The sequence below is a fragment of the Jeotgalibaca caeni genome (assembly GCF_028863945.1).
GTDB lineage: Bacteria > Bacillota > Bacilli > Lactobacillales > Aerococcaceae > Jeotgalibaca > Jeotgalibaca caeni.
In genome coordinates this window covers 1-11,185 of the sequence record NZ_JARBEA010000070.1, presented here as the reverse complement: position 1 = coordinate 11,185, position 11,185 = coordinate 1, and the positions used below count along the sequence as shown (strand labels likewise).

General features: G+C 39.5%; 13 protein-coding genes. 8 read left to right on the top strand and 5 right to left on the bottom strand.

Annotation, left to right across the window (positions count from 1 at the left end):
- Positions 1-41 precede the first annotated feature (41 nt).
- From PVE40_RS11450 to gloA, 3 genes are all read right to left on the bottom strand, one after another.
- Positions 42-1,004, bottom strand: coding sequence for a UbiA family prenyltransferase (locus tag PVE40_RS11450; protein ID WP_274732072.1), 963 nt, complete (start codon positions 1,002-1,004; stop codon positions 42-44).
- Between the two features lie 13 nt (positions 1,005-1,017).
- Positions 1,018-2,004: a polyprenyl synthetase family protein gene (locus PVE40_RS11445; RefSeq protein WP_274732071.1), complete on the bottom strand. Its 987-nt coding sequence runs from the start codon at positions 2,002-2,004 to the stop codon at positions 1,018-1,020.
- A 155-nt stretch (positions 2,005-2,159) separates the two neighbouring features.
- Positions 2,160-2,540 (bottom strand): lactoylglutathione lyase, encoded by a 381-nt coding sequence (gloA, locus tag PVE40_RS11440; RefSeq protein ID WP_274732070.1) that lies wholly within the window; start codon positions 2,538-2,540, stop codon positions 2,160-2,162.
- Positions 2,541-2,705: 165 nt separating this feature from the next.
- Between gloA and PVE40_RS11435 the strand changes: the two genes are divergently transcribed.
- From PVE40_RS11435 to PVE40_RS11420, 4 genes are all read left to right on the top strand, one after another.
- Positions 2,706-3,023, top strand: a complete 318-nt coding sequence (locus PVE40_RS11435) for a hypothetical protein (RefSeq protein WP_274732069.1) — start codon at positions 2,706-2,708, stop codon at positions 3,021-3,023.
- 12 nt (positions 3,024-3,035) lie between these two features.
- Positions 3,036-3,350 (top strand): helix-turn-helix domain-containing protein, encoded by a 315-nt coding sequence (locus tag PVE40_RS11430; protein ID WP_274732068.1) that lies wholly within the window; start codon positions 3,036-3,038, stop codon positions 3,348-3,350.
- 905 nt (positions 3,351-4,255) lie between these two features.
- Entirely contained in the window at positions 4,256-5,566 is a 1,311-nt protein-coding gene (locus tag PVE40_RS11425) for a DUF2254 domain-containing protein (RefSeq protein ID WP_274732067.1), read from the top strand.
- A 195-nt stretch (positions 5,567-5,761) separates the two neighbouring features.
- Entirely contained in the window at positions 5,762-6,220 is a 459-nt protein-coding gene (locus PVE40_RS11420; RefSeq protein WP_274732066.1) for a hypothetical protein, read from the top strand.
- A gap of 80 nt (positions 6,221-6,300) precedes the next feature.
- Here PVE40_RS11420 and PVE40_RS11415 read toward each other — a convergent pair whose 3' ends face one another.
- Positions 6,301-6,723 (bottom strand): hypothetical protein, encoded by a 423-nt coding sequence (locus PVE40_RS11415; protein WP_274732065.1) that lies wholly within the window; start codon positions 6,721-6,723, stop codon positions 6,301-6,303.
- Between the two features lie 324 nt (positions 6,724-7,047).
- Here PVE40_RS11415 and deoC point away from each other — a divergent pair, with 324 nt between their 5' ends.
- The 4 genes from deoC (at position 7,048) to PVE40_RS11395 (ending at position 10,808) form a co-directional block, all read left to right on the top strand.
- Entirely contained in the window at positions 7,048-7,704 is a 657-nt protein-coding gene (gene deoC / locus PVE40_RS11410) for a deoxyribose-phosphate aldolase (protein WP_274732064.1), read from the top strand.
- Positions 7,705-7,820: 116 nt separating this feature from the next.
- Complete coding sequence (locus PVE40_RS11405) at positions 7,821-8,789, top strand: sugar-binding transcriptional regulator (protein ID WP_274732074.1); 969 nt, start codon at positions 7,821-7,823, stop codon at positions 8,787-8,789.
- A 19-nt stretch (positions 8,790-8,808) separates the two neighbouring features.
- The gene (gene pnuC / locus PVE40_RS11400; RefSeq protein WP_274732063.1) at positions 8,809-9,480 is read left to right on the top strand and encodes a nicotinamide riboside transporter PnuC; all 672 of its coding nucleotides are present in this window, start codon (positions 8,809-8,811) and stop codon (positions 9,478-9,480) included.
- Between the two features lie 29 nt (positions 9,481-9,509).
- Positions 9,510-10,808 (top strand): pyrimidine-nucleoside phosphorylase, encoded by a 1,299-nt coding sequence (locus PVE40_RS11395; RefSeq protein ID WP_274732062.1) that lies wholly within the window; start codon positions 9,510-9,512, stop codon positions 10,806-10,808.
- A 182-nt stretch (positions 10,809-10,990) separates the two neighbouring features.
- On the opposite strand, the gene PVE40_RS11390 is transcribed toward PVE40_RS11395, so the two are convergent.
- Positions 10,991-11,185 (bottom strand): hypothetical protein (locus PVE40_RS11390; protein ID WP_274732061.1); only part of this gene is annotated, 195 nt, incomplete at its 5' end.

Below are 11,185 nucleotides of genomic sequence, written 5' to 3'. Positions count from 1 at the left end.
AGGAAAAAGCTCTCGGTCTGCGGCAACAGAACAAGAGCCCTCTAAAAATTTAAAATTTTAACACCTACATGATACCATGGGTAGTGACTTTTTGCGCTTTTTTTAGCTTGTGTTTTCATATAAAAAGTAAGAATCAACGGAACAGGAATAACAAACGAATTAACAATCGCCGTCAGAAACGTTGTCTGTTTATCCTGTTCATTCATAAAAATCCGAATGTTCTTCAGGACATATGGGAAAGTTAACAAGGTCAGCGCCACCAACCTCGGGAAAGTCCCGAAAATAACCGATAAAATAATCGCAAGGTAACCGGCGTAATAAAAATATTTGAAAACAACGAGTGCTTTGTCTATACCAATATGATAGGGAAGAGTAAACCGACCATTTTCAACATCTTCTTCTAAGTCACAAATGTTATTGGCTAATGAAATGGCCATGACCGTGATTGCCGTAGGGATGGAGGCCACAATAAGTTGGCCAATCGTCAGCCAATCAAATTGAATGACTTCAAATGCATTAACGTAAACCATGGCTGTAAAGATACAAAAGCCATAAGCCACCCCAATGAGGACATCACCGAAGGGCGTGCTCGAGATGGGAATAGGTCCAAAAGTATAAAGAACGCCAATTATCATCCCTACTAAGCCAATGTAGAGCAAGGTGAGAGAGGTCTGAAAGACTAAAAAGACACAAATGATGAAAGCAACAGCCCCAGTCAGATAATAGGAGAACCGAACATTTTTAAGCGGGACATTTTCTTTGCCTACTGCCATCACCTGGGTATCCTCCGCATTTTTATTATTTGCGACGTAATAATCCAAATAGTTATCGCGGATGCTGATCGCTAGTTGAAAAAGGACGACCGTGAGTAAGCCTAAGAGAGACAAACCCAGACGGAACGTGCCACTATTATACCAGGCATACAAGATTCCCATAAAAGCAGGAAAAAGACTGGTCGTGCTGTATTCTGGTTGAGAAAGTAAGAAATATTGTTTTAGTGTCATAGTGGTCTCCTTCTTAAAATTCTCTTGTGAGTAGTGCTTCAGTCAATGAATACAACACATCTTTTTCAGGATGACTCGGAAGCTTATCAATGCCTGCTAAAGCTTGGTCAATGTATTCTTTTGCAATAGCGTAAGCACGTTCAATGCAGTCATTGTCGTGCAGTAAAGAAACTAAAGTTGCCAGATCACTGTCTGATAAATGTTCCTTCTTCTTTAAAAGAGGAAGAAAGGCTTCATCTGTCTCCATACCTAAAATGAGCGGCAGGGTGTAAATACCTTGTTTGACATCGTTTAATATGGGTTTTGACAGGGTTTCAGGTGTTTGGGTGTAATCTAGAATATCATCTAACATTTGAAAGGCAATCCCGATATTCTGACCGATTGACCGGCTTTGCTCCATAATAACAGGATCACATTGTCCAAAGTAGGCGCCTTCGTAACAGCTTAATTCAAACAGCTGAGCGGTCTTTCCTTTGATACTTTTCAAATAGTCGGCGTAAGTAATGTCTGTATTGTAGGTATTTGCCATTTGATTGAGTTCACCCAATAAGACACGCTTCATTGATGATGTATTTAACTTAATAATTTCAGCAGAGTCCGTCGCATCCGCCAATAAATCAAAATACACGGCAAGCAACAAGTCACCTGTATAAACAGCCACATCCTTGCCGTGTTTGGATTGGACTGTCTCCATGTTGCGGCGCATCTTTGACTCGTCTATGATGTCGTCATGAATGAGTGTAGCTAGATGAAGTATCTCGGTCGATGCGGCGGCAGCGATAATGTTTTTATGTGCATCTGGAGAAGCGTTGCCTAATCGTGAAAACAACAAGAAATAGGCAGGTCTAAGTAACTTTCCTTGTCTCTCTATTAAATCAGTTACTGTTTTTTCAATGTCCTTATTTTCGATAGCTGTTTTTTCTATAATCAATTCAAGGCATTCCAGTAAAAGGGCTTGGATGTGAGGGAAGTTGTTCCACATTGGATGAATTTTAAGCATACCGATCTCCTTTATGAACCGCTAATGTACCGATTCGTCTCGTTTATTTTTTGCACAGGCATCCTGTCTTTGTTGAATATAGGATAAGGCTTTTTACCAAAAATAACTAAAAATAAGCTTGCCAGAACTACCTGGCAAGCTTATTTTTTAAACGGTTACTTCGCTCGCTTTACTTCAATTCGATATCCATCTGGATCAGTGACGAAGAAATAAGTTGGTTTGCCATCTGTAAGACCTTTTAGCTCACCGGTCACGTAAGCAGATGCTTTACAAATGTCATGCATTTTTTCTAAGTCGTCCACACTCACGCCTAAATGACTGAAGCCATTCCCAACTTCGTATGGTTCAGCATCATAATTATAAGTCAGTTCGATTTGTACGGAAGAACCAGGAGAGTTCAGATAGATGAGATCAAACTTCTTCTCTGGGAATTCTCTGCGGCTAGCAATTTCAAAATCGAATAGATTGGTATAAAAGTCTAAAGTAGCCTCGATATCTCTCACGCGCAGGCAAATTTCAACTAATACTTGATTCATAATAAAATCATCCTCCAATAGTTTCTTATCTTCATTCTAGCATGAATAACTTATCTACGCATTTGATTCAATCTGTGCAGTATAATGAAGTTACTAAAAACAATTGACATGGAGTGAACTCCATCTTTTAAAGTAGCAGTAACAACAAAAGATGGAGGTATTAAAATGGTCATTAGTATCTATGTTTTAATTGGTTTCTACGCTGTGTTAACGGGACTAGCAGGGGTTTCTCAATGGAAAGAAAGCAAAAATCAGGTTCGTCCCGTCCTTTTTGTTTTGATAACCATCAGCATGCTCGTCATTTTATTAATTCCGGATAAAAGGAACATGCTTCTTTTGCTTATCGTAACATTTGTCATGCTGCATATCTTATCAATGGCAGAAGGAATACGGACAAAAGGAAAGCTGACATACAGTCATCATCTTTTCCGCTTCCTCTTCCATGCTCTACTACTCGTTTTAGTCTATAAATTCTTGATATAGAAGGTGAGAACGATGAAAATCAGCGAGATTTCGACCCGCACAGGTCTGAGTAAAGACACCAACCATTATTATGAAAAATTTGGTCTGCTAAGTCCCAAGATAGAAAACCATCATCGAGATTATAATGAACAAGATATTGAAGTGATGGAAATCATCATCAAACTAAAAAATACCGGTTTTTCCCTTAGTGAAATCAAAATGCTCCCACAGTGGTCCGAAGATACCGATGAAAATAAAGCACTGACCGATGAGGAGTTGCACAATCTGAAGCAAATAAAAGAAACGTTTCGAAGGAAGCACATGGAAATGACTCAAAAAGAAGCGTAAATAAAAGAAATAAAGCAGGTACTTGTAAGAGCAGACCATAAAATAGATGATTTGCTGGAGAAGAATACGAGAGAAAAATTTTTGTAACACTCCCTCCCATCCGACCAAACCCTTTCCCTAACTTCAATCCAACCTTGCTCATCTGGCAAGTTTCGCCGACACTATGCACGCCTTTACAGATTTATGGTGTATAAGTGCGTCCTTTTTCTAAGAAGGGTCAGAGTCTTTGAAGTATTTTTTAGCTAATTTAAGTGAATAATCCTAAACAATACCTAGGGCAAAAAGAAACAGCATAATTAGAGGTAGGGTGAAAAAGAATATTCCAAAATCAAATTTTTTTTTGTTGAATAATTTCCATATTAAAAAAGTAAAACTAATAAAAATGATTGCTAATATTATAAATTCAGAAGCCAAGTAACTAATAACATTACCATTACTGGGTGGTAAACTTTTTACAAAAAAACCTCCAGTAAATAAAGTCCAATATGTTATCTGCAATAAATAAATGTCTTTTTCTTGTTTAAGCAATGAACTACGATTTAAGTGATTGAGATACTTCAAAGATAGAAGCTACTTAAAATAATATTTAAAGTAATTAAAATAAAAAGTCGAATTGTTAAATTATTGTAATATATTTCAAGATTCATAATGCATTTCCTCCACTTTTTGATAAATATACCATATCCGCCTTTGGGTATGTAGGCTTGCCCTGTACGAACGAAGTGAACCTGTAACCAAGTATCGTTTTCAGGAAAAGGAGCGAGTAATGAATTTTTTCCCACAAACAACCAAACAGAATAGGCGATGTGGGAGAAAATCTGCATGAACAATTCCGTTATTCGGATGTATTTTGTTGGTTTAAAAATTAGAGTTATCCTATAATAAACGGACAGAGGAGGGGTTGTATGCGGGGCAAATGGAACTTACGAAAAGAAGACCATCAGAATTGGATTGTCTTTGGCGGAAGTGTGTTCATTTCTTTTGTATTGTCTATCTTGGTTATTTTACTGGATACGAGGATGATCCCTTTGTTGGATCACGTTCCGGAGTGGCTGTTGACGAATGTAACAATTGCGATAGAAGTGCTGAGCGCGTTAGTAGGAACCCTTTTTGCAGTAACGACGTTTACGTTCTCAGCAATGTTGACCGTAGTTTCTCTCTACTCTTCAAATTTTAGCCCTCGTTTGATTGAGAACTTCTTATTAAATAAAGTGGCTCTGCGCACGCTCGGCATTTTTTTAGGTGGTTTTGTTTACTCTCTTTCTTCCCTTGTCTTCATGAGGGAATTGCCCGATGATGCCATGGTCGTCTCAGCCACGGTCGTATGGATTTATGCGATTGCAGCCGTCATTTATTTTATAAGGTTTATTTTTCAAACGTCTAATTTTGTCCAGCAGGAGAAGCTGGTCAGTAAAACGTACCGGGATGCAAAAGAGGTGTTCGACAAGAACTCTGCTTTCTTCAAGGATGCTCCCAAGTTGAGCCGTCTTCCAGAATTCGATACCCGATACCAATACACAATCAAGGCAGATACAAATGCGTATGTCGATTACATTCATTTTGAGGAACTGAATAAAATTTGCGAAAAATACCAAGCTGTTTGCCTCACACACGTACGGATTGGAGCGTTTCTAAGTCAGAATCAGCCGGTTGCGGTCCTCTATACGAATCAAAGAATGAAGGATGAAGAATATCTGAACCGTCAGGTGAATGAAACAATCGCCTATCACACGGAACGGTCGGCTATCTCGGACCCTTATTATTCACGCAACAAATTGAATGATATCGCACTTCGAGCCATCTCTCCGGCAATCAACGACCCGAATACAGCCATTCACGTTCTTCATTACAAATCGCTGCTGGAAGCCGAGTTAGCAAAACAGGCTGGGAAGTACGCCGTTCTAGGTGACCCCTCAGACAACGGGAGCGATGTCTTTGAAGAGTACCGGGGTTGTATCTTCTATGAATACAACAACTTTCCCGCCGATTTACAAGAAGGGTATTGGCAACTGGTTCATTATATGAAAGAAGACCTTACGTGTATATCCGCCATCTTCGACGGATTGCTGGTGATTGCCAATGCCGCCCATGAAGAAAATGTACCTCATATAAAAGAATACAGCCATTATGTCTATGAAAAAACACAAGAATATTTCCCCTTACAACTGGATCGCAAATTGATTGAAGAAAAGCATCAAGCTATTTTGGATCGATAAGGTTTGGCGTTGAAAGCCGCTGCAGACGGTGATTTTGTTTAGGTGAAAAATAACCGCTACTCTTTCAAAGCTAGGCGGTTATTTTTTTGTGTATTTGTGCTTCATGATTGCTCACTTCTTGCTTTTTTATTTTGCGAAATAAAAGGGCTTTAAATAACTTGTTTCAGCCGAAATGTACCAAAAGGAGAGGTTCATATGAAAAAAATCATTTCCATGTTGCTCCTGGCAATTGTTGGCTTAGTTGCCTGCACAAATACTTCCGCGGCAGATGCACCGGCGATCAATGAGAAGGCTTCTACAGTAGAAATTGATGTGAATACCGAAGCAGCAGACACGAATGGCCTACCCGTGATTTTAACCCCACAGCTGACTGGGGAGGGCGAGCAGGAATGGCAGTACCACTGGACGATGAAGGTTGAAGACGGGATGGAAGATTGGGTGGGTTTTGTAATTCCGGAAGCCGGTCCCCAAAAAACAATCACGAATACAGGAGAACCAGTGGAGTTTGGTTTGTTTGCAGAAATCATGTGGGTTTCAGACGAGAAGATGGAAGTCCATATTCAAGTGGAAGTAATAGGATCGGATTCCTCTGATGTCCTCGCGACCGATGAGATTACGCTTGTTGGTGTGGAAGGCATGTACAGTTTGAAATAATCTCAAATGATTCGTTCCAGTTATAACCGTGCACCAATAGAAGCCGCCACACTTTACAAAATGTGTAGCGGCTTCTTCTATTATAAGTACGACTCAACCACTTGTTTGAATTCTTGATTGATTACGGAATTAAATGCTTTATTAATGAAGATTCTTTTTTCATCATTTAGGATCAGGACGGGATAGTAATTCGCGACCAAGGTTCTTCTTCCTCTTATTTCGCGGTATTCAATCCGGTTAATTTGATTTTTTGGGATGGCAACTTCCTGTCCCTTTGAAGTCACCACAACCCCATGTTCATAGATGGCAAACTTTTCACTTCGTTTAAATAGAAGCAAGTACAATCCACCCATGATAAAAATGCCGCCAAATATCATTGCCGTCATTTTTGCATAAATAAAGTTCGCAACGATAAAAAATAACGCCCCTAAGAGAACAAATGCATATCCATTCTTATTATGATCGGTATCTCCAGCATATAAAAGCTCACCAAATTCACTCACATGTATTCCTCCTTGATTTTTCCCTTCCTATTAAATTTTAATCTGAAAAGCCCATTTAGGCTAGTAAGAATGCTTCGCATTTATGAGAATTCACTTAACTTTCTAGTCTGATTCAAGGGAACGGGCATCACATTTCTAGCGCTTCCATTCGTCAAGGAATGTGGATGTGGCAACTGTTCATCATAAAGGTAACTCTGGTAAGACCTCTCATAGTCCCTTAACTTTTTACATTATTTCATCAAAATAAAGAAATAATGTAAAAATTGTCTTGATTTAAAAAAAGAAAAGTCTATAATTGGTATCATATGTGAAAGGGGTATCAGCATGACAGATAAAAATTTAGCGCAGTATTTTGACCATACCATTTTAAGCCCAGACGCAAGACGTGCAGACGTAAAACGCGTATGTGACGAAGCAAAAGAATATAAAACAGCAACCGTGTGTGTAAATGGACACTGGATTCCATTTGTAAAAGAACAATTAGAAGGTACTTCTGTAAAACCAATCGCAGTTATTGGGTTCCCTCTTGGAGCAGGTACTACTGCTTCTAAAGTATTCGAAGCAGAAAATGCAATCGATCTTGGAGCAGAAGAAATTGACATGGTTATCAACATTGGTGAAATGTTAGACGGCAACCTAGAATTTGTTCAAGCTGACGTTAAAGCAGTTGTGGACGCTGTTCACGCTAAAGGAAAATTACTAAAAGTAATTATCGAAACAGCTTACCTAACTGAAGAACAAATCGTTACCGTTTCTAAACTTTCTAAAGAAGCAGGAACTGATTTCGTAAAAACTTCTACTGGTTTTGCACATGCAGGAGCTACCATCGAGAACGTTAAATTGATGCGTGAAGCTGTAGGCGAAAACGTTGGTGTGAAGGCATCTGGCGGAATCCGTACAGCAGAAGATGTAGACGCAATGATGACAGCTGGCGCAAACCGTGTTGGGTTGAGCCGTACTGTTGAAATCATGAATAGCTAAGAATTTTTTCAGTGTAAGAAATGAAGATCGACGTGGTGTTGCTACTTCAGCAACACCACTTAGATTATATGGTGCAAGTCTCAGAACAAGTTTCTTAAGGAAGCTAGGTGAGTAAGATGAAGGGTAAATTTGATAGTAAGCGTATATCGCAAAGTGTTGAAGTTGCTAAGTTATATTACATCGATGACCTTGACCAAAAGGATATTGCTAAACGACTAGATCTGTCTCGGCCAACGGTTTCGCGACTTTTACAATATGCCAAAGAGAACCAAATTGTAAATGTCGATATTCATAATCCATATGCCAAAGCAATTGATCTAGGCGAACAATTGAGCGAAAAGTATCAAATCGATGTAGTGGTTGTTCCTGATAACTATGAAGGATTGGAAGATACGTTGGAAGCTGTTACAGCTTACGCAGCGAATCACCTGCTTTCCCTTGTAGAAGAGAACCATACCATCGGAATTGGATGGGGCAAGACCATTAACGAGCTGTCGAAACAACTGGTTCAACTTTCTAAGAACGAGAGTTATCAAGCCCCTGGTGGCTTAAACATTGTTCAGTTGAAAGGGAGCGTAAGTTTATCGCACGCCGAAACGTATGCCTACCAATCTATTAATAATTTTTCTCAAGTTTTTAATACCCAACCCCAGTATCTACCTTTACCAACTATTTTTGATGAAGTAGAAACGAAAAATATTGTGGAATCAGACCGATTCATGAGCCGGGTCTTGAAAATGGGCCGTGAAGCCGACATCGCAGTATTCAGCGCGGGGACCGTACGGAAGAATGCTTTGTTGTTTCAACTCGATTATTTGACGGATTCTGAAAAGGAACGTTTGCGCAAGCATGCAATCGGTGATATCGTTTCTCGCTTTATCGACAGAGAAGGAAAAGTTGTGGATGAAGAGTTAAACAATCGGACAGTTGGCATTCAGCTGGAAGAGTTAAAGAAAATCCCGCATAGCATCTTAATTGCAAACGGAACCAATAAGGTGAGCGGAGTTCATGCAACTCTGACAGGCGGGTATTGTAATCATGTCATTATTGACACATTATTAGCACAAAATTTATTAACAATCTGATAAACAGGAGCGAAGAATGATGGAACATAGTTTAGAAAAGAAAAAAGTACAAATTAAATGGTTCAATATCGCGGTTTCAATTGTAATGATTATCCTAACTTTTAATGGGAGTATGAATAACGGTTGGATGACGCTAGCGAACTTAGTTTCTTGGTTAGGTTTAATTGGAACCATTGGTCTAGCACATGCTAAAACTTGGAACTTCCCGCCAAACATGGCACAAAACTTATTTGGTACTGTACAAGCATGGCAGTCTGCTTTATATGGCGATATGTTTATGTCTGCTTTCTACTTCTTGAGCAATTTGTTCATTGGTTTACCAAGCTGGTTAAAAAATAAGAGTGATGATGATAGTGATGGCGATATTAAGATTGTTAAAACCACTGACTGGAAAACAATCATTATCGCGGTGATCGGTGGCGGAATTTTACTAGGCGTTGTTTCTTACTTCATGGGCGGAAACTATATTGTCTTGGATTCCATCAACAACTCAACTGCCATCGTAGCGCAAGTGATGCAAATGCGTCGTAACCGTAACTCATGGTGGCTATGGGGCTTAACCAACGTAATTGGTGTTGTAATTTGGTTAGGTGTGGGTCAACCACAAATGGCTGTTATGTACGTATGTTTTGCTTTGAACAGTGTCCGTGGATGGATTAACTGGGGACAAGGGCAAACAGACGCTGAATAATGATTACTGCTTGAAAGGAAGAATTGAATATGAGAATGGTAGATATTATCCATAACAAACGTCAAGGTGGAGAACTGTCAAAAGAAGAGATTAAATTCTATTTAGACGGTCTGGTAAATGGTGACATTCCAGATTATCAAGTATCAGCTCTATTGATGGCAATTTACTTTAACGGTATGACGGATGAAGAACAAACAAACCTTACTTTGGGAATGGTGAAATCCGGAGATCACTTAGATCTATCCGCGATTCCTGGTATCAAAGTGGACAAGCATTCTACTGGAGGAGTTGGCGACAAAGTAAGTTTACCGCTAGCAGCTTTAGTAGCGTCTGCAGGAATTTCGATTCCGATGATTTCTGGTCGTGGTTTAGGTCACACCGGCGGAACGCTTGATAAATTAGAAGCTATTCCAGGCTACAAAGTAGAAATCTCAGAAGAAGACTTCATCAAACAAGTTTCAAAAGAAAAGTTGGCTATTATCGGTGCAACAGCAAACATTGCACCAGCCGACAAGAAAATCTATGCACTGCGTGATGTAACAGATACCGTTGATTCGATTCCTTTGATCGCTTCTTCTATCATGAGCAAGAAAATTGCTTCTGGTACAGACGCGTTGGTATTGGATATCAAAACAGGTACCGGTGCCTTCATGAAAACACTTGACCAAGCAACTGCTTTAGCAGAAGCGTTGGTAGCAATTGGAAAACATGCTGGCGTGAAAACAATGGCAATTATTTCCGACATGAACCAACCTTTGGGTAACAAAATCGGAAACTCTCTAGAAATTGAAGAATCCATTGACTTGTTAAAAGGAAAAGGACCAAAAGATCTAGAAGAATTGACATTAGAAATCGCTGCATACATGCTCATCTTTGGCGAAAAAGCTACTACAATTGAAGAAGCAAAAGCCATTCTAAAAGAAAACATCGCAAACGGAAGCGCACTGGACCGCTTTAAGGCAATGATTATTGCACAAGGTGGAGATGGAAATGTAATCGAAGATTACAGCATCATGCCTCAAGCAGCTTACCAAATTCCTTACAAAGCAAAAGCCAGCGGTGTCATCAGCAAAATGACTGCTGACGAAGTGGGCGTTGCCAGCATGCTGCTAGGCGGCGGACGCCAAAAAGCAGAAGACAAACTGGATTATGCAGTTGGAATTGAACTGTACAAAAAGGTTGGCGATTCTGTAAATGAAGGCGACGATGTCTTGATGATTTACAGCAACCGCGAAGATGTCTCAGACGTAGTTGCATTGCTCGATCAAAGCATCGAAATCGGCGAAAAAGCTGAAGAGTATCAAATGATTTACAAAATTGTTGAATAGAATAAGTAGAAAGAGGTTGGGAGATTCTCCCGACCTCTTTTTTTGCCCCCTGTTGGACAAGTGAGAGTCTGAAAATGAGACCACTTGTCCAAAAAAGTTAAAAATGGACAAGTCGCTATAAAATCTCCCGCTCACTTGTCCGAAAGTGAAAAAAATGGACAAGTCGAGCTCTTTCTAGACCGTTACTTGTCTAAAACGGCTGTTTTCCAAACGAAATTAATGGAAAAAATTAAAAATATAAATAATTCAGATACTATTCTAATAAATAAAAGTGATGTACAATCTAATGAAAGGGGGAGATGTGTTTTGCAAGACATTCCTACACAATATTGCAAAGAAAAAGTACACACCTTTGCGCCTGAAATTTTTCTCTGATT

Excerpts from the sequence above, each read along its gene's own strand:
- pnuC (WP_274732063.1), top strand. The coding sequence starts at position 8,809 with ATGGAACATAGTTTAGAAAAGAAAAAAGTACAAATTAAATGGTTCAAT.
- gloA (WP_274732070.1), bottom strand. The coding sequence starts at position 2,540 with ATGAATCAAGTATTAGTTGAAATTTGCCTGCGCGTGAGAGATATCGAG.
- PVE40_RS11425 (WP_274732067.1), top strand. The coding sequence starts at position 4,256 with ATGCGGGGCAAATGGAACTTACGAAAAGAAGACCATCAGAATTGGATT.
- PVE40_RS11405 (WP_274732074.1), top strand. The coding sequence starts at position 7,821 with ATGAAGGGTAAATTTGATAGTAAGCGTATATCGCAAAGTGTTGAAGTT.
- PVE40_RS11395 (WP_274732062.1), top strand. The coding sequence starts at position 9,510 with ATGAGAATGGTAGATATTATCCATAACAAACGTCAAGGTGGAGAACTG.
- PVE40_RS11420 (WP_274732066.1), top strand. The coding sequence starts at position 5,762 with ATGAAAAAAATCATTTCCATGTTGCTCCTGGCAATTGTTGGCTTAGTT.
- PVE40_RS11430 (WP_274732068.1), top strand. The coding sequence starts at position 3,036 with ATGAAAATCAGCGAGATTTCGACCCGCACAGGTCTGAGTAAAGACACC.
- PVE40_RS11435 (WP_274732069.1), top strand. The coding sequence starts at position 2,706 with ATGGTCATTAGTATCTATGTTTTAATTGGTTTCTACGCTGTGTTAACG.
- PVE40_RS11445 (WP_274732071.1), bottom strand. The coding sequence starts at position 2,004 with ATGCTTAAAATTCATCCAATGTGGAACAACTTCCCTCACATCCAAGCC.
- deoC (WP_274732064.1), top strand. The coding sequence starts at position 7,048 with ATGACAGATAAAAATTTAGCGCAGTATTTTGACCATACCATTTTAAGC.
- PVE40_RS11450 (WP_274732072.1), bottom strand. The coding sequence starts at position 1,004 with ATGACACTAAAACAATATTTCTTACTTTCTCAACCAGAATACAGCACG.